Genomic DNA, 16,190 nt, shown 5'->3' on the forward strand with positions numbered 1-16,190 from the left:
GTAAGAAATTTTGAACTATTGACCGCCAATTTCATTAAATTTCACAAAGTTTTGTTGAGAGAATAGATACAAAAACACAAGAATTGGTTACTTTCTGACATTATTCTCATTTTTCTGAGACAATAAAATCAAAAAATAACCAATTCTAAAAATAGCTTTCTGCAAGCTTATATCTTATTTAAACCCTCCGAAATAGACTTCTTTCATAAAAATTCTATTTCCAAAAACAGGATTTATTTCTACTTTTTCACGAGTTTCCTGATACAAGGTTTCACCGTTAAAATCTTCAATTTCATAATTAATCTTATGAGGGATTTTTCCAGAATTTAATCCTGTTACAGGGCGGTAATCACCAAATAATTTTCTCTCGAAAAAACTTTTATTTCCGTTATCAAATTCTGTTTTCTCTGTAGAAACAATATTGAAGTTTTCTTTATCAATAAAAACATGATAATCTGTTTTCGGAATTGTTCTGTTTCCAGAACTCAACGTTTTTTCAAAATAATTTAAATGATAGCACAATTTTCCTTCGTACATTTCTTCTCCTAAAATCTCAAAATTATTCCACAGATCAAGTCTTAAGTCTGTCAAAAAGTTTACTGGATCAACATTCTTAGACAAATTGCTATAATCGTATGCGGTTAACTTTGCCCATTTAGCATTTATACCTGTTTCACGATCGTCATGGCTCCATGCTTCTGGTCCATTTACTATTTCGTAATAAGCTTCAGGCATTTTTTTCTTTAGAAGATAATGCGAAGTTGTAGCCCATTTTTCTTCTGTTTGAGGAATATTAGTTCCTTCTATCGAAATCTTAGAAAGCAAATGTGTTTTTTCTATTTTTTTCAAGGCCTGGCTTCCACCAAGATTATCGATTACTTTTGCTAAAAGATTTGCATTTAATTGATACGCTATTGAATCAAGCAAATTATGTCTTTGCATTTTAATCTTTTCCAAATAAGCTTCACGATTAGATTTTTCGATTTCCCATTCGGCATCCTGCTGGTGTATTTTTTCGAAAAACGCCAACCTTTTCTCTTCTTTTTCTTCTGCTATTTTAAGCCCTAATTTTTGAAGTTCAGCAAAACGATTGGTATGGCTTCTAATTTTCTTATCAGCGAAATTAGCGTTATTTACCCTTTCAATAATTGAAGATCCTCTCGAATCCAGTTTATCGTTTTCAATTAATAAATTAGCATAAAGCAATGCTTTCTCTTTGTTTTCAAGTAAAAAATAAGTCTCTGCTAAGTTATTTGTAACAATAAATCGAATGTTTACGTTTGCAGGTGAAGGGGGATATTTAACCAAAAGACTTTCTAGATATTGCAAATGCGGCGCCAGCAATTTCTCATCTAGACCTTTTTCAAGCGTTACTTTCTCCATTTGAGCTGTAATCTCTGTTTCGAAAGCCAGCATTTGTTTATATTCTGAATGCCCTTTTGAAGTTACAAATTCAAATCTTTCTTTAGATTCATCAGTTGTATATCCAAATTTATAATTTAGGAAATCCTGAACTCTGCCTGCAGCTTTATAAATAACATTTTCAAAACCATCATCTGTATAATCTGAATCACTAACCGCTGCCCTGATTTTTTTATCGTGTTCTGAAGCTGCTATTTTCATAGATCCCAGACTATTTCCAACACTTATTGAATACGATTCTGATCCTCCAAAATCTTTGGTCAGCAACAGCTTATCCCCATGCCTAACATCTAATTTTACGCTTGTGACATAGTTAGAATGTGCACTGTAAACCCACCTGTTTTCTTTTTTATTGAAGGCACTATCCACTTGTGTTTCAGTGTACCTAGGAAGTGCAAAAGTCAAATAGATTTTCAGCTTTCCATTTACAGGATCTTTTATAAATCCGTTGATATTAAAAAAATGCTTTTTCAGTTTAGATTCTTCTTCTTGCAATGATCTGTCTATCTGATAAAAAGCAGTTTGTGTCAATACATTATCAAGCGCAGGAAATTCTGAATACTTAATTACCGGAATATAAAATTTCTTTTTTTTAGAGCTTATTTTTTCTTGTGCTTGAATTGAACCAATTACAAGCAAAGCAATAAGGAGTAGTATTTTTTTCATAGGCAAAAAAAAACCATCAGAATCAGATCCTGATGGCCTTGTCTTTTTTTATTTTTCTTTCTTGTTGAAAATCTGAATTGACTTATCAGAAACATAAAAAATGTTCTGAGTCGCAGGATCCACTTCATAAATTGGCTTGTTGTTGTTGAAAATAATTTTATCAACTTCAACACCATCAACTTTACTCACTTTTACAAGAATTTTTTCTCCAGAATCTGCTTTTGCAAAAATATAAGAGAAGTCTCTGTTTTGTTTCATTGCGTTGAAACGCTTGTCAAATTTAGCCGCTACTACACCTAGAGCCGCTGATCCAGCCGCATAAGTTTTTGCCTGATCCTTATTATGCTGATCTCCTTTTGCAACCACGGTTCTCATGTTACCATCAGCATCACGATATGTCATAGTCAAATCAGCACCTTTAACTGAACTTACTCCTGAACCAATTCCTAAACCAATACTTCCCGCAATTGCAGCACTTTTTAAAAGACGTCTTGTTCCTTCCCCTGGCTGTGAATAAGTATGGTGATATTTTATAGTACCATCCATATTTACTCCCATAACTTCAAGTGGTCCTGAAAGCACAACTCCCCAAGGAAATTGTTCGATACTGTTTAATTCTTTTTCTTTTTTGATATTTACTTTAGCAAATGGCTCTGGCTTATCGCTAATGCTTGGATCAAATTTGTATAATTTCTCATCATTATACACTAAGTAAGAATTTGTAGCTTCATCGTAAGTTGGTAAAACTGGACGGTCTTTTTCAAACTTAATATTACGTTTCCAAAGCTTAACTCCTGTTTTATAATCTACCATGTTTCCGTAAGTTCCTGTAAGGTACATTACTTTTTCACCCACTTTTCCTAAGTAGTAGATTGGATCTTCTTTGTCATCAGAAATTTCGATGAATTTTTTCCAAAGCTTTTCTCCATCTTTGTTGATCAACATCATTTCGTTTTCAGCAACATATAAGAAATCTTGGTCGATCGGAATTACTCTTTTCAAACCATCTCCACGAGCGTCTTTTTTCCAGATTTTCTCTCCAGAAGTTAAGTCATAAAAGTTAAATCCGCTGTAGTGCGCCACTAAGATTTTTGTTCCCCAATCTTCAAGGTAAACTACTCTCTTAGTTTTGATTGATTCTTTCCAAATACTTTTTCCAGTTTCTGTATTCAATACATTTAAATACTGTTTTGAAGAGAAAGTTCCTGCATTATTTACTACGACAATATTTTTATCGTTTTGAGTTAAAAAGAATTTAGAATAATCTTCTTCCCCTTTCCAGTTTAACTTTCCTGTAGCTCTGTCAAAAGAATATAATTTTCCGTACAATAAATAGTAAATTACTGATCCGTGTACTGTAGCGATGTTTGTGTTTGCAGATTCTTTAAAAGAAAAACTAAACAATGATTTTGCTTTATCAACAGCTGTATTCCATTTCAATTCACCAGTTGTCATATCCAATAAAGCAATTGCCATATCGCCATCTTTTTTCAAAGTAAGCAAATACTCGTTTGTTTCAGGAATAAAATCTGATTGGGTAACCCAGAAAGACTCTTTTGCAGAATTATAAACTACTTTACCTGTATCAGTATTGATAATAAGGTATTTACTTTCAAGATAGGCTTCCACATATGGGCTTCCAGGCACATTAGTTAAAGTACTTTTATCCGCGAAAAGTTTTGTAAGATCTGTATCACCTGCGATATCCAATACTGACCTACCTCCAAAATCTTCTTTAGTTAAAGTCCATACAATTTTTTTTGTTTCAGGATCAAGTCCTTTAATAGATGAGCCTTCTTTAAAGACAACAACTCCAGTAACCCCATTCTGCACCAAATCTTGGACAGCATTTTCTGTTGTAACTATTTCATCATATTTTCTTTGGGCAATTGATGAAACCGTTACCGACAGAAGAAAAATAATCGAAAAAGTAATTTTCTTCATGGTAGAATTTTTTTTTAAATTAGTTGGTTTAGATATTTTTGAAATTTACTTTTTACCAAAAAGACATAATCCTTTAGTAAAAAAATACTGAGCAAATATATAAAAATAGAAATGCAGTTATGAAAAAATTTCTTTCAAAATATCAAGCGATTTTGGACTCTTAAACCCTTCTAAATGAGATGAATAATAGCTAATCAGAACTTTTAACAATATTTGTCTTTCAAGTACATGAAATACTTTTTGATCGTTATCAAATTTTAGTTCTAATAGTTTTTTAAATAAAGTCGTTTCATGCTCAGAAAGTGCGGTTGAAGTGTGGAAAACCGTAAAAATTCCTTCATTTATTTCAAAAAAAGGCAAATCTATATCGGAAGTATCAGGATAAAAGCCCAGATATTTTGTGATTTCTAAAAGCAAGATTAAGTGAAAATTTGAAATTTCATCATGATGATCTAGCCAAGTAAGCGCCGTTTCTAAAAACAAAAAAAGCTGTTCATTTTTTTCTTCTTCTTGAATGGAATGATGCAACATTTCTGAAAGAAACATAACCATCGTACTTTTCACGATATCTGTATGAATCGTCTGAAACGGAACAGCGCTTCTGATTTCTTTAAAATTCTCTAAAGTTCCTTTATTCTTATGAACAGCTTCTATCTCTAAAATCGAAAAAGGCTGAAAGTACGCAATTTTCTGACTTGCCTTTCTACTAGAAAAAGCATCGCGCACAAAATAAGACTTCAGTCCGCTCGAAAGTGTAAAGCATTTTACAATCAAGCTTTTTTCCTGAAATTTTAAAGAGGAGATTACTATGGCTTTGGTTTTGACGAGCACTTTTACTTTTAGATTTTAGATTTTAGATTGTGGATTTTAGATTTTGGCAATTCTCTAATTTTCTAATTGCCATATTATCTAATTATCATCACTTTTTTAACTTTAGTTTCTCCTCCATCTTCTGCAGAAATAAAAACCATGTAAACTCCAGATGCTACTTTATATTTTCCAAAAGCAGTTGTATCCCATTCGATTGTTCCTCCAGAAGAGTTTATTTCGTAAACCAGATTGCCTTCGATATCTGTGATTTTGACATTTGCTTTGTCAATTAATCCAGCAACTTTAACGGTTCCTGAGTATGTTGGACGCACAGGATTTGGATAAACATAAACATTGCTTAAATCGTCGTTAGCTTCTGTTGCAATTCCATTAAAAGAAACCAATCCTTTATTGGTTGCGATAAAAACTTCTCCTGTTTTAGCATTTATTTTGATATCATTTACATAATTACTCGGCAATGGCGAATTATTTATTGTAAAATGATATTTCGTTTCCTGACCATTTGGCGAAACCATAAACACACCAGAATCTGCTGTTCCGATCCATTTATTATTTGCACCATCTACAGCTATAGAAGTGACAAACTGCTCGTACAATAGTTCTTGAGCCAAATCATCTTCGGTGATAATAATTGGATTTGCTTTTAACTGACTTTCCGATTGAAAACTCGAAACATTAGACAAAACTCTCAAACCTTTTGTCGTACCTATCCAAAGCTGATTTTTTGTATCTAAAGCTACTGTTCTAACATCTGCTATTGGTAGATTACCAGCATCTACGCCAAAAGTCATTTTTTTGAATGTATTGGTGCTCTCATTAAATCCAACAACTCCGCTTTTTAGAGTTCCAATCCATTTTACATTATTACGATCTATGGCTATACTTGAGTAGTTCTCTTCTTCTGCATCGTCTAAAATAGAAGTCATGGCATAGCTACCCCATTGTCCGTTTGTTTTTAAAACCTTTAATCCGTTTTTGATACGGCTGTTTGTAACCCAGAGATTTCCCGTTTTATCAAAAGCCGTGGCATTGATGCGGACATCGATATAATTTGGGCCTTCAGTTGTAATGGATTCTAAACCGCTATTTTTTTCATTATATAAAAAACTAGGCACATCATTTTCGACTTTTAATAATCCTGAAAAGAAAGAACTTGCATAAACCTGCTTCTCATTATTCGGATTAACTAAAACTCTTGTAATTGATTTTGCATCATAAACTTCAGAATACGGGATATTCAGCCAACCTGATGCATTGTAACGACTAATTCCGTAATTATCTAACGGATAAGGATTATAGGTAACATCATAATCGCCATAAACTGTCCACAAAACATTTGAACCAGTATCGATAGCAAAAATGTTATTTCGTACTGGACCGGCAGGTGTACTATTTTCAAAAGCGGCGGCATTATTCAAATCAGAAAAAAACAGTCCTTTTTCTTTTGTTCCAATAAAAATCTGATTCCCAACTGCAGTTGCGCAGCTAAAATTCAAAGTATTATCCAAAACCTGCGAATTTGTTATTTGTCGATTCAAAACCATTTGATTATTGTACACATAAACGGTATTGGCAGTTGTAACGAACAAATTATGATTTTTGGCTCTTGTATCGACAGTTGCTTGAGGCAATTGCGAGAAACCTACAAAAGTATTTGAATTAAATCTATGAATGTATCCAGAAGTGTTTACCGCAATAAGTTCTGTATCTAAAGCCTCAACACTAGACCAATCTCCCGCATTTACAACCGACCATTGATTGTAGTCAATAAGATTTACACTAGCGCTATCTGCTTTTCTAATACCGCTTGATGTTGCGGCAAAAATAAAGCCGTTAAACAACGTAGTTTGTTTTACACTTATTTCGGCACCATTATCACCAATAAAATAAGTATCGCCAAATTGCGAAGTTTTAAGATTGAACTGAACAATTCCGAAATCGCAAGAAACATATACCAACCCATTATTTTCCATAAAATGGTTGATTTTTTTAGTATTTGCTGGCAATTGCTTATTAATTATATCAACCACTTTTAAAATGCTTCCGTCGGCATCATTAATCAAAATCATCAAACCATTTTCGTAGCCAATGATTGTTTTTTTGAATGCTTCACTATAATAAACTACAGAAATGGTCTGACCTGATAATCCATCAACGGTAGTGGTCGATTTGAGCACGTTTGTTGCTGTATTTCTCGAAAACAATGCATTTTCTGAAGCGGCAAAAACAGCTGTAGTCGATTCTGAAACATCTTTTATTTCATTAAATGAAAAATATCCCTGCCAAGACAGTTTGCTTTGCGCCCCGCAAAACTGAATAAGAAGTAAAAAGAAACCGCAGAAAGATACTTTTTTCATCATTTAATGTATTCGAATAGACAAATATACTACAAACGAGATTTTATTTAATTTTTAGTCCAAATAAAATACCCTCGATATCTTACGTAGATAACGAGGGTATTTCTAATTATTGTAATCTAATCTTAAACTACACCTTGTGCAAGCATAGCGTCGGCAACTTTTACAAATCCGGCAATGTTTGCTCCTTTTACGTAGTTCACATATCCGTCTTCTTCAGCACCGTATTTTTTACATTGGTTGTGAATTCCGATCATGATTTCTTTCAATCTCAAGTCTACCTCTTCACTAGTCCAGTTTAAACGGATTGAGTTTTGTGTCATTTCTAATCCAGAAGCAGCAACACCACCAGCATTTGCAGCTTTTCCTGGTGCAAATAATACTTTATTGTCTAAGAAAAGTTTAATAGCATCTAGTGTAGAAGGCATATTTGCAGCTTCAGTCACACATAAAACGCCATTATCAATTAACTTTTGAGCATCTTCGCCATTCAATTCATTTTGAGTAGCACAAGGAATTGCGATATCTACTTTTACTTCCCAAGGGCTTTTTCCTTTATGAAAAATAGCATTTGGATATTTCTCTAAGTATCTTTCTGCTTTATTATCTCCAGTAGCTCTCATTTCAAGCATGTGGTCGATTTTTTCTCCAGAAATTCCTTCTTCATCATAAATGTATCCGTCAGGACCAGAAATAGTAACTACTTTTCCGCCTAATTCATTTACTTTTAAAGCTACTCCCCAAGCCACATTTCCAAATCCAGAAATTGCAACCCTTTTACCTTTAATTTCGTGACCAATTGTACGAAGCATTTGATCTGTAAAGTAAACTACTCCATATCCAGTAGCTTCTGGTCTGATTAATGAACCTCCGTAAGCCAAACCTTTTCCAGTTAAAACTCCCGTAAATTCATTTCTGATTCTTTTGTACTGTCCGAATAAGTAACCAATTTCTCTTGCTCCCACACCGATATCTCCAGCAGGAACGTCAAGATCTGGGCCAATATGACGGCATAATTCTGTCATGAATGACTGGCAGAAACGCATAATTTCAGCATCAGATTTTCCTTCTGGATCAAAGTCAGAACCTCCTTTTCCACCTCCCATAGGAAGTGTTGTCAAACTGTTTTTGAATACTTGTTCGAATGCTAGGAATTTCAAAACAGACAAGTTCACAGAATGATGGAATCTAATCCCTCCTTTGTAAGGCCCGATAGCAGAGTTCATTTGAATTCTGAAACCTCTATTTACAATGATTTCTCCTTTATCGTCTACCCACGGAACTCTAAAAATGATAGAACGTTCTGGTTCTGCAATTCTTAGAAGTATATTCTTGCCATCATACTTTTTACGCTCAGATATAAAAGGAATTACAGTTTCTGCAAATTCTCTAACTGCTTGAAGAAATTCTGGCTCATTTGGATTTTTTGACTCAACCAGAGCCATAAATTCATTTATTTTTTGTTCCATCTTTGAAATAAATTTTTCAGATAATTTAGCTTTAATTTTTACTCTTATAAAAATAAGAAATCATGTTTAAGAAAACGTTTTCGTTTTAACAGACAAAGATATATCAAATAATGATTCGATGTTACAATTTTCACTTTTTTGAAGCGATTTGTGTTTTTTTCAAACATTACAAAAAAACACATTTTACATGTAGGTGTTTACATGCAAATCACCTTTTAAAAGTTAGTAAATTAAGTATTTTGCTACTTATTTTTCAATACAGTAATTTTATATTTTGAATCGATTATGTTTTTTATATATTTGCCATGATTTGTAAGCCCTCAAAAATGTCTAAACCCCTATTTATCACATTACTTGCCTTGTTTGGCATCACCACTGCCGTATCAGCACAAGGACTAGCTCAAGAGATCGGAATCTACGCCGGACCCGTAACTTTACAGTCCGATTTTGGAGAAAGGAACAACTTTGATAATAATGTCGGAAACACAGGCTTTGGCATTGGAATCATGCACTTTATAAACTTTTCTGCTAATAACAATAGAGAAAACTTTTTCACAGAACATTTTAAAGTAAGATCTGATCTTTCTTATAGCAGAACCACTTTAAAACATCACGGTCAATGGGTTGAATATAAGCCTAACGGAGTATTTGCGACACAATTGAGAAATATGCACGCAAGTTCTAGTCTTGTAAATCTGGGTGCACAGATTGAATTTTCTCCTTTCATGAAAATTCACGATTTCGAAAATACAATTGGTAGCTTCAGTCCGTATGGTGCTTTAGGATTTCAAGTGAGCTATTATTCAACAAAAGTTGGATCTCATTTAGGAGACATTACACTACCTAATGTTACTCCAGGAAAATATTTAACTCCATCTGATGGACGTGCTCATGGATTTTCTACAGAAACGGGCATTGCTTTATCTGCAACAGCTGCTATTGGAGTTCATTACAAGCTAACAACAATGAGCGATTTAATGTTTGAAACTCGTTTTCAAATGTACAACTCAGACTGGATCGACGGATTAAATCCGAACAAAGATATTTACACAGAAAACAAATCTAACGATTGGCAGGTTTGGTTTAACTTTGGATACATTTACTATTTAGAGTTCTAAACCTAAATAAATTACAATATAAAAAATCCCAAATTCCAAGATTAAATTGGAATTTGGGATTTTTGTTTGAAATCAAATTGACAAATAGAATCCGAAGGATTCAAATATTTATAGCATCTGTTTCTCAAAGATAGGTGCGACCCCGATGGGGTCGTATCAACGTAACGAATATTAATTTCTATAAACATTTGAACCTTTCAGGTTCCTGCTCTCAAATAATAAATCCCAAACTCCAGTTTAATCTTGGAATTTGGGATTTTCTTATTGGAATTTCTTTCGTTAAGAAAGCGCTTGTTCTAAATCTGCAATTAAATCTTCTGCATCTTCAATACCAACACTTAATCGAACCAAATCGTCGGTAATACCAACTTCGGCTCTTTTGTCTGCAGGAATAGAAGCATGCGTCATTAAAGCCGGATGATTCGCTAATGATTCTACTCCGCCAAGAGATTCTGCCAATGTAAATACTTTCAGCTTTTCTAAAAATGCAATAGAATCTTCTTTCTTTCCTGATTTAAAATCAAAAGAAACCATTCCACCAAAAGCTTTCATTTGTTTTTTGGCGATTTCGTGAAACGGATGATTCTCTAAACCTGGGTAATAAACCGTTTTTATCTTTGGATGATTGCTTAAATATTCAACCACTTTTTCTCCATTTTCACAATGTCTCTGAACTCTTAATGCTAAAGTCTTGATTCCTCTTAAAACCAAGAAACTATCCATTGGACCAAGAGTTGCACCTGTTGCGAATTGCTGGAAATGCAATTGCTCTCCAAGTGCTTCATCTTTTACGATAAGTGCTCCAGCAATAACGTCTGAATGTCCTCCTAGATATTTTGTTGCCGAATGCATTACGATATCAGCTCCTAAATCTAAAGGTTTCTGCAAATAAGGCGTTGCAAAAGTATTATCTACGGCAAGAAGAATTTTTTTCTCTTGAGTAATTTTTGCGATTTCCTGAATATCCGCCAATTTCATTAACGGATTTGTTGGTGTTTCTACCCAGATTAACTTCGTGTTTTCGTTGATTAGGCTTTTCAATTTTTCGATATTCGTCATATCAACAAAATGAAATTTAATGCCCGAATCTTTATAAACACGAGAAAACATTCTGTACGTTCCGCCATACAAATCATCCATAGCAATGATTTCGTCTCCTGCTTTGAAAGATCTCAAAACGCAGTCTGTAGCCGCAAGACCAGATGAAAATGCTAGTCCGCGAGTTCCGTTTTCAATACTTGCCAAAGCGTCTTCCAACGCGGTACGAGTCGGGTTCGAAGCCCTACTGTATTCATAATCTGCCAAGGGTTTTCCTGGACTTGTTTGTACAAATGTTGATGTTTGATACACCGGTGGCATAACTGCCCCAGTAGACGGATCATGATGCTGTCCTCCGTGTATAACTTTGGTATTGAATTTCATATAAATAAAATTTATTTTAAATATTTGTTCTCAACAAATTTGTTGATATTCGCGATTTTTTTGATTTATGTTTTAAAAATCGTAATTTTAGAATACAAATTTACCTTTTAATTTAATTTGTTCCAGCTCCTCTTCTTTTTCTTTTTATATAATTAACATTTCGTGACATGAAACAATATCCATTTTATATCTTTTTACTGCTTTTAATTTCGGGTTGCAATAAAGAACTTTCATTTGAAAAAGAGACATTTGAAGAGAAATCAAATCTTCCATGCGAGAAAGACTGTCCTGTAATTACAATGGAAATTCCAATTGCAAAAACTAAGAAAACGGTAGCAGACAGCATTAATAAAAAGGTTTTTAATGTAATTAAAGAAATTGTCTTTTTTGGCGAAGATTCAACGAAGGTTAATGATTACAAGTCATTGTCAAAATCTTTTATTACTTCTTACGAAGAAATGCACCAGAAATTTCCTGAGGACACTTTTGGCTGGGAAGCCAAAATAATTGGAAATGTTGAATTTCAATCGGAACAGATTTTAAATCTGAAAATTGATCATTACACTTTTACAGGCGGTGCTCACGGATATCAAGGCTATCGCTCTTTATTATTTGATCGAAAAACTGGAAAAACGATTTTCAATAAGCAGTTATTTAAAAACGAAAACGAATTTAAGGCTTTCGCCGAAAAGACATTCAGAGCCAAATACAAAATACCTGAAAAAGCGAATATCAATGCAACAGGTTTAATGTTTGAAAACGATAAATTTCAACTGCCTCAAAACATCTTCTATACTTCTGACGGCTTGCTTTTATTTTACAATTCGTATGAAGCCGCATCTTATGCAGACGGTCCAAAAGAACTTTTATTTTCGTATGAAGAAGTAAATAAATATTTGAATTTTCAATAATAAAAGAAGAACGTTTTTTTTAAAAATTTTTATCAAATGAAAGACAATAAATTATATCACATTTTAGATCTAATTGAAGAAATAGATAAGGTTGATAAAATGATTCTTATGCATCTTGATTCTGATTCAACATTGATGCTTGATCAGTATAAAAATCAGAAATTAAAACTAAGTAATTATTTGGTTCAAGAACTTCTGACAAATAGCGATAATAGACCTGAAGTAATGTATATTATAAAACTTTTTATTGAAAAATTTTACATGAAAGAAATGAATCATCTGCAATTTGAAGAAAATGACAGTTTGAAAAAAATTCAAAATGTTTTCATTGAAAATTACAGCTAAGACACACAACAGTCCGTCTCTACAAAAACCTCAGAACCTTAGTAGCTTAGAATCTCAGCACCTTTCCTCACTGTACATCATATTTCATTTTACGCAACACCCTTAAAGCTTCTTTAAAAGAAGAATACACATTTTTATACGGTTTCAAATATAATTTTGCGTCAATTAATTTCTGTCTTGCGTCTTCAAAACCATTTAAATAACAGATCATAAAAGTAGAAGGCAGATTTTCTAAATCTTTCATTTCGCGATCAGACAAAGCGATTTCCTTTTGAAGTTTCCCTAGTAAAGCCATATTAGAATTATAAATATGATACAGCATTTTTCGGTTAAATTCTGGAGGCTGAAAAAGCATCTGACGATCAATCTTATAGTAACCGTTGTCAAAAAAATGAATGGTTTGTTCTTCTAACGGATAATAACTTGTTTTATCATTTAATCCTAAAGGAACATATTCGGTAATGGTAAAACTATCTTCATTATAGAAAATAGTAACAACATCTTGAGCCGAATAAAAAAGTTTAATCTGTTCGTTTATCAACTCAATGTCAACCCTTGATAAATAAGTTTTATCCCGTAATTTTTTAGGAACTCCAGCCCAACAAATGACAAATAATTCTTTAAAAACACGATATTTTGGAGACATATCTTTATGCCTGAAATTCATAAAATCGATAACACCGTCTAGAGTATACTGAATGCTGTTTCTAGAGCTATTTTCAATTCCAATTACCGTTTCTGTATTCTGATTGTTTTTTTCAACTTCCTCATATTCTTCTAACGGAATCGAATTACTCCCACGTCTCACAAAAATACTATTGGCCAAAATGGTATGAATTCCTTTTTTAAAATAAGAAATTTTGCTTTTAGGCTTTATCGTAACCAAACCAATTACTTTATCTTTTGGAAGATTAGGAAAAGGGACATTTTCGTATTGAATTTTTGGTGGATTTTCCAGAAAAGCATTTACAAGATTTTGGATTCGGCTATCATCAAAGAAATCATCGCCAACAATTTCATTATCCTGATCTTCGACTCCAACTACGATATAAGAGTTATTATTGGGGTTAGAATTGGATAATGCGCAAATGTGTTTTAAGAATTTGCCTTTTCCTTCTCTTGAATGAAGATTCAATTGCCTTTTTTTATCATAAAAACTGCTCTCGTCATTATGAGCGAGGAGATTTTTAATTAAAAGGCGTTTATTGATCATTCTCTCTTTTTTTGTTTGCCACTAATTACACTAATTCCACAAATTTTATTTTTTAAAACACATAGAATCATAGATTGTTGAAATCTATAAAAAGGCGTTTCACTTATCACAACAAACATAGCTATGTGAATTCATGCTAAATGAAATGCCTTTCAACACAAAGAAAATCTATGTTTCTATGTGTTTAAAAAACTTTGCGCCTTTGCGTCTTTGCGCGAAACATCAACTAGACATTCTTCTTGACAATCGTCGAAGAAGCCTGCGCGGTACTCATTACAACCAAATCGGCAATATTTACATGATATGGTCTTGAGACCACAAAATGAATGATATCGGCAATATCTTCTGCTATTAACGGAGTGAATCCTTTATACACATTTGCTGCTCTATCGGCATCGCCTTTAAAACGCACTTCGCTAAACTCGGTTGCTACCATTCCAGGATGAATGCCTCCAACTCTAATTCCAAACGGATTCAAATCGATTCGCATTCCAGCAGTAATCGCATCAACCGCATGTTTAGAACCGCAATACACATTTCCGTTCGGATAAACTTCTTTTGCTGCCGTCGAACCAATGTTAATAATATGACCCGATTGTCTTTCGACCATTTGCGGAATTATCGCTTTTGAAACATACAAAAGCCCTTTCACATTAATATCAATCATCGCATCCCAATCGTCCAAATCTCCATTTTGAATAGGATCTAAACCGTGGGCATTCCCTGCATTATTAATCAATATATCTATAACGGAAAAATCTGTTGGTAAAGTACTTATTTTTTTCAGAACTTCTTCTTTATCACGAACATCAAATTGTAAAGAATGAACTTCTGTAAAAGCGGATAGTTCTTTTTGCAGTTCTTCTAAACGGTCTTGACGTCTTCCGCAAAGCACTACTTTATAATTATTTTTGGCTAGAATCTGTGCTGTTGCTTTCCCGATTCCGCTGGTTGCTCCAGTAATTAAAGCTGTTTTTTTCATTGTTGAATTATTTTTTTGCCACAGATTAAAAGGATTAAAATGATTTTCTAATCTGTGCTAATTCTTTTAATCTGTGGTAAAATATTTTTAATTATTATTTTTCCATTCCTCCAAATTCAACACCATATTAAGAGCTGTCCAAACTTCTCCGTCTACTACTCTTGAATATTTTTTATCGGGATTTAAAATAAACCCAACTTTTTCATAGCACTTTTGAGCTCCGACATTAAAGTCGAAAACATTCAATTCAATATTTCTTTCCTTTCTGTTTTCAAAAATATATTGCAACAATAAAGCTACCATTTGCTCACCAATACCTTTACCTCTCAGGTTTTTATCCATAATTAAGATTCGACCCAATTTTGCAAAACCGTCATAAAAATAAATTTCGCAATGCCCGATAGTATTGGCATTAGAAGTATTGGCAACTCTAAAAGCAATTCTATTTTTATCAGAAAGTGTTTTATCGATTTGCTCCTCTGTCAACGGAAAAGTGAATTCTGGTCCACCAAATTGCATTAAATCTTTTGCATTTTTAACAGAATCGATCAATTCAGAATAATGCTTTTTCTCAAATTTTTCTAAGCGTATCATTTTTCAGAACATTAAATTAAGGCACATCGTCGCCCATACTTTCTGTCCAGATCGTAAACCAGTCTTGAGTATCCATATCCAATTCTACAGCTTTCATTAAAGATTGGATTCTAGCAATATTAACAGTTCCCGCAATCGGAATTATTTTTGCTGGATGTTTTAAAATCCAAGCCAATAATAAAGTATCAGAACCTAAATGATATTTTTCTACTAATTCAGAAAACAGCTTTTTTAAACGGCGTGTTTTTTTAGTATCTTCTCTAAAAACAGTCCCAAGCGGATTCCAAGACAACGGACGAATGCCGTGTGTTTGCATATAATCCAAACTTCCATCTGTCATTGGTTCATAATGAGTTGCAGAAAATTGCACTTGATTGTAGCTAACTTCTGTTTTACTGCGAATTAAATCAGTTTGTGAACTTGTAAAGTTTGAAAGTCCGAAATCAATAATTTTTCCTTCTCCTTTTAATTTCTCAACTGCTTCAGCAATTTCATCAGCCTGCATTAACGGACTCGGTCTATGTAAAAGAAAAACATCTACATAATCTGTTTTTAAATTTTTCAAAGATTTTTCTACAGACTTAATAATATAGTCTTTAGAATAATCGTAATGTTTAACTTTGTTTTCAGGACGCTTGTCAGCAATCATCTGAATACCGCACTTGGTAATTAATTGTAATTTTTCACGATCTATTTTACTAGCGTGAAAGGCTTTTCCAAAATCGGCTTCGGTCGTATACGAACCGTAAATATCCGCGTGATCAAAAGTCGTAATTTTGTTTTCGATACTTACTTGTATCATATTTTCCATTTCTTTGGTTGTAAGGTTTTTATCCCAAACTCCCCAATTCATAGTGCCCGAAATTATAGGCGATAAGACTGTTTTGCTCATAATAGTTATGCGTTATTTTTGGTA

13 protein-coding genes are annotated in these 16,190 nt (G+C 33.3%); 3 read left to right on the top strand and 10 right to left on the bottom strand.

The window, feature by feature from the left end; genetic code table 11:
• Positions 1-174 precede the first annotated feature (174 nt).
• From Q9Q97_RS00885 to gdhA, 5 genes are all read right to left on the bottom strand, one after another.
• Positions 175-2,088 carry a hypothetical protein gene (locus Q9Q97_RS00885; RefSeq protein WP_306153502.1) on the bottom strand — a complete coding sequence of 638 codons (1,914 nt, stop codon included), beginning with the start codon at positions 2,086-2,088 and terminating at the stop codon, positions 175-177.
• Positions 2,089-2,136: 48 nt separating this feature from the next.
• Complete coding sequence (locus Q9Q97_RS00890) at positions 2,137-4,032, bottom strand: PQQ-binding-like beta-propeller repeat protein (RefSeq protein ID WP_306153504.1); 1,896 nt, start codon at positions 4,030-4,032, stop codon at positions 2,137-2,139.
• Between the two features lie 117 nt (positions 4,033-4,149).
• A complete protein-coding gene (gene recO, locus Q9Q97_RS00895) occupies positions 4,150-4,863 on the bottom strand; it encodes a DNA repair protein RecO (RefSeq protein ID WP_306153506.1) in 714 nt (237 codons plus the stop codon).
• 74 nt (positions 4,864-4,937) lie between these two features.
• A complete protein-coding gene (locus tag Q9Q97_RS00900) occupies positions 4,938-7,220 on the bottom strand; it encodes a T9SS type A sorting domain-containing protein (protein ID WP_306154843.1) in 2,283 nt (760 codons plus the stop codon).
• Between the two features lie 125 nt (positions 7,221-7,345).
• Entirely contained in the window at positions 7,346-8,689 is a 1,344-nt protein-coding gene (gene gdhA, locus Q9Q97_RS00905; RefSeq protein WP_306153508.1) for an NADP-specific glutamate dehydrogenase, read from the bottom strand.
• A 326-nt stretch (positions 8,690-9,015) separates the two neighbouring features.
• Here gdhA and Q9Q97_RS00910 point away from each other — a divergent pair, with 326 nt between their 5' ends.
• A complete protein-coding gene (locus Q9Q97_RS00910) occupies positions 9,016-9,807 on the top strand; it encodes a glutamate dehydrogenase (RefSeq protein WP_306153511.1) in 792 nt (263 codons plus the stop codon).
• Positions 9,808-10,086: 279 nt separating this feature from the next.
• Here Q9Q97_RS00910 and Q9Q97_RS00915 read toward each other — a convergent pair whose 3' ends face one another.
• A complete protein-coding gene (locus Q9Q97_RS00915; protein WP_306153513.1) occupies positions 10,087-11,229 on the bottom strand; it encodes a cystathionine gamma-synthase in 1,143 nt (380 codons plus the stop codon).
• A gap of 167 nt (positions 11,230-11,396) precedes the next feature.
• Between Q9Q97_RS00915 and Q9Q97_RS00920 the strand changes: the two genes are divergently transcribed.
• Together Q9Q97_RS00920 and Q9Q97_RS00925 are read left to right on the top strand one after the other, a co-directional pair.
• Positions 11,397-12,140 (top strand): DUF3298 and DUF4163 domain-containing protein, encoded by a 744-nt coding sequence (locus Q9Q97_RS00920; protein WP_306153515.1) that lies wholly within the window; start codon positions 11,397-11,399, stop codon positions 12,138-12,140.
• 36 nt (positions 12,141-12,176) lie between these two features.
• On the top strand, positions 12,177-12,485 hold the full coding sequence (locus tag Q9Q97_RS00925) for a hypothetical protein (protein ID WP_306153518.1): 309 nt from the start codon (positions 12,177-12,179) through the stop codon (positions 12,483-12,485).
• Between the two features lie 67 nt (positions 12,486-12,552).
• On the opposite strand, the gene Q9Q97_RS00930 is transcribed toward Q9Q97_RS00925, so the two are convergent.
• The 4 genes from Q9Q97_RS00930 to Q9Q97_RS00945 form a co-directional block, all read right to left on the bottom strand.
• Positions 12,553-13,698: an ATP-binding protein gene (locus tag Q9Q97_RS00930; protein ID WP_306153520.1), complete on the bottom strand. Its 1,146-nt coding sequence runs from the start codon at positions 13,696-13,698 to the stop codon at positions 12,553-12,555.
• Positions 13,699-13,924: 226 nt separating this feature from the next.
• A complete protein-coding gene (locus Q9Q97_RS00935; protein ID WP_306153522.1) occupies positions 13,925-14,680 on the bottom strand; it encodes an SDR family NAD(P)-dependent oxidoreductase in 756 nt (251 codons plus the stop codon).
• 87 nt (positions 14,681-14,767) lie between these two features.
• Positions 14,768-15,274 carry a GNAT family N-acetyltransferase gene (locus Q9Q97_RS00940; RefSeq protein WP_306153524.1) on the bottom strand — a complete coding sequence of 169 codons (507 nt, stop codon included), beginning with the start codon at positions 15,272-15,274 and terminating at the stop codon, positions 14,768-14,770.
• A 16-nt stretch (positions 15,275-15,290) separates the two neighbouring features.
• Complete coding sequence (locus tag Q9Q97_RS00945; protein WP_306153526.1) at positions 15,291-16,166, bottom strand: aldo/keto reductase family oxidoreductase; 876 nt, start codon at positions 16,164-16,166, stop codon at positions 15,291-15,293.
• Between the last annotated feature and the right edge of the window lie 24 nt (positions 16,167-16,190).

Source organism: Flavobacterium sp. DG2-3 (assembly GCF_030730925.1).
Taxonomy (GTDB): domain Bacteria; phylum Bacteroidota; class Bacteroidia; order Flavobacteriales; family Flavobacteriaceae; genus Flavobacterium.

What these genes read in the sequence shown, in the direction of transcription:
- Q9Q97_RS00885 (WP_306153502.1), bottom strand. Translation starts at nt 2,088, where the DNA reads ATGAAAAAAATACTACTCCTTATTGCTTTGCTTGTAATTGGTTCAATT.
- Q9Q97_RS00890 (WP_306153504.1), bottom strand. Translation starts at nt 4,032, where the DNA reads ATGAAGAAAATTACTTTTTCGATTATTTTTCTTCTGTCGGTAACGGTT.
- Q9Q97_RS00900 (WP_306154843.1), bottom strand. Translation starts at nt 7,220, where the DNA reads ATGAAAAAAGTATCTTTCTGCGGTTTCTTTTTACTTCTTATTCAGTTT.
- gdhA (WP_306153508.1), bottom strand. Translation starts at nt 8,689, where the DNA reads ATGGAACAAAAAATAAATGAATTTATGGCTCTGGTTGAGTCAAAAAAT.
- Q9Q97_RS00910 (WP_306153511.1), top strand. Translation starts at nt 9,016, where the DNA reads ATGTCTAAACCCCTATTTATCACATTACTTGCCTTGTTTGGCATCACC.
- Q9Q97_RS00915 (WP_306153513.1), bottom strand. Translation starts at nt 11,229, where the DNA reads ATGAAATTCAATACCAAAGTTATACACGGAGGACAGCATCATGATCCG.
- Q9Q97_RS00920 (WP_306153515.1), top strand. Translation starts at nt 11,397, where the DNA reads ATGAAACAATATCCATTTTATATCTTTTTACTGCTTTTAATTTCGGGT.
- Q9Q97_RS00925 (WP_306153518.1), top strand. Translation starts at nt 12,177, where the DNA reads ATGAAAGACAATAAATTATATCACATTTTAGATCTAATTGAAGAAATA.
- Q9Q97_RS00930 (WP_306153520.1), bottom strand. Translation starts at nt 13,698, where the DNA reads ATGATCAATAAACGCCTTTTAATTAAAAATCTCCTCGCTCATAATGAC.
- Q9Q97_RS00935 (WP_306153522.1), bottom strand. Translation starts at nt 14,680, where the DNA reads ATGAAAAAAACAGCTTTAATTACTGGAGCAACCAGCGGAATCGGGAAA.
- Q9Q97_RS00940 (WP_306153524.1), bottom strand. Translation starts at nt 15,274, where the DNA reads ATGATACGCTTAGAAAAATTTGAGAAAAAGCATTATTCTGAATTGATC.
- Q9Q97_RS00945 (WP_306153526.1), bottom strand. Translation starts at nt 16,166, where the DNA reads ATGAGCAAAACAGTCTTATCGCCTATAATTTCGGGCACTATGAATTGG.